Source organism: Desulfogranum marinum (assembly GCF_016918565.1).
In the GTDB taxonomy this organism is placed as follows: domain Bacteria; phylum Desulfobacterota; class Desulfobulbia; order Desulfobulbales; family Desulfobulbaceae; genus Desulfogranum; species Desulfogranum marinum.
This window is the reverse complement of record NZ_JAFFQD010000126.1, coordinates 1-1,669: the sequence shown is the minus strand read 5'-3', so window position 1 is coordinate 1,669 and position 1,669 is coordinate 1. Positions and strand designations below refer to the sequence as shown.

1 rRNA gene is annotated in these 1,669 nt (G+C 51.5%); it reads right to left on the bottom strand.

The features are described 5' to 3' along the window. Positions 1 to 15: 15 nt before the first annotated feature. Positions 16 to 1,572, bottom strand: a 16S ribosomal RNA gene (locus JWH17_RS23150). Positions 1,573 to 1,669: the final 97 nt, after the last annotated feature.

The following is a 1,669-nucleotide window of genomic DNA, read 5'->3' as shown; positions in this document are numbered from 1 at the left end:
GCTGCATATCCTTATAAAGGAGGTGATCCAGCCCCAGGTTCCCCTAGGGCTACCTTGTTACGACTTCACCCCAGTTACCAGCCATACCTTGGCAGCCTCCATCCCGAAGGTTTGGTCAACTGCTTCTGGTACAACCGACTCCCGTGGTGTGACGGGCGGTGTGTACAAGGCCCGGGAACGTATTCACCGTGGCATGCTGATCCACGATTACTAGCGATTCCGACTTCATGGAGTCGAGTTGCAGACTCCAATCCGGACTGAGACCGGCTTTACGGGATTCGCTTCAGGTCGCCCTGTCGCTGCCCTTTGTACCGGCCATTGTAGTACGTGTGTAGCCCTGGTCATAAAGGCCATGAGGACTTGACGTCATCCCCACCTTCCTCCGGTTTGACACCGGCAGTCCCTTTAGAGTGCTCAGCCGAACTGCTAGCAACTAAAGGCAAGGGTTGCGCTCGTTGCGGGACTTAACCCAACATCTCACGACACGAGCTGACGACAGCCATGCAGCACCTGTCACCAAGTTCTCCGAAAAGCACTCTTCTATTTCTAGAAGATTCTTGGGATGTCAAGACCAGGTAAGGTTCTTCGCGTTGCATCGAATTAAACCACATACTCCACCGCTTGTGCGGGCCCCCGTCAATTTCTTTGAGTTTTAATCTTGCGACCGTACTCCCCAGGCGGTCAACTTAATGCGTTAGCTGCGGCACAGAGGGGATCAACACCCCCTACACCTAGTTGACATCGTTTACGGCGTGGACTACCAGGGTATCTAATCCTGTTTGCTCCCCACGCTTTCGCACCTCAGCGTCAGTATTCAGCCAGAAAGTCGCCTTCGCCACTGGTATTCCTCCTGATATCTACGAATTTCACCTCTACACCAGGAATTCCACTTTCCCCTCTGATACTCAAGCCTAATAGTTTCAAATGCACTTCCACGGTTAAGCCGTGGGCTTTCACATCTGACTTATCAGGCCGCCTGCGTGCCCTTTACGCCCAGTAATTCCGAACAACGCTTGCACCCTCCGTATTACCGCGGCTGCTGGCACGGAGTTAGCCGGTGCTTCCTTTAAAGGTACCGTCAAACATAACAAGTATTAATCATTATGCATTTCTTCCCTTTTGACAGAGCTTTACGACCCGAAAGCCTTCCTCACTCACGCGGCGTCGCTGCGTCAGGGTTGCCCCCATTGCGCAATATTCCTCACTGCTGCCTCCCGTAGGAGTCTGGCCCGTGTTTCAGTGCCAGTGTGACGGATCATCCTCTCAGACCCGCTAACCATCGATGCCTTGGTAGGCTCTTACCCCACCAACTAGCTAATGGTACGCAGACCCCTCCTCATGCAGTAGCTTATATCAGAGGCCACCTTTTCTTATTACGCTTATGAAAAACAAGAACATCCGGTATTAGTCCACCTTTCGGTGGGGTATCCCAGACATAAGGACAGGTTATCTACGCGTTACTCACCCGTGCGCCACTCTACTAGAATTCCGAAGAATCCGTTCGCGTTCGACTTGCATGTGTTAAGCACGCCGCCAGCGTTCGTTCTGAGCCAGAATCAAACTCTCCAGTTTATATCCTAGCCACAATCACTTACGATTGGACTTACTTACTTCAAAAAAACCAAAATCAATTGGCCCGCTTGTTTACTGTTCAGTTGTCAAAGATCAA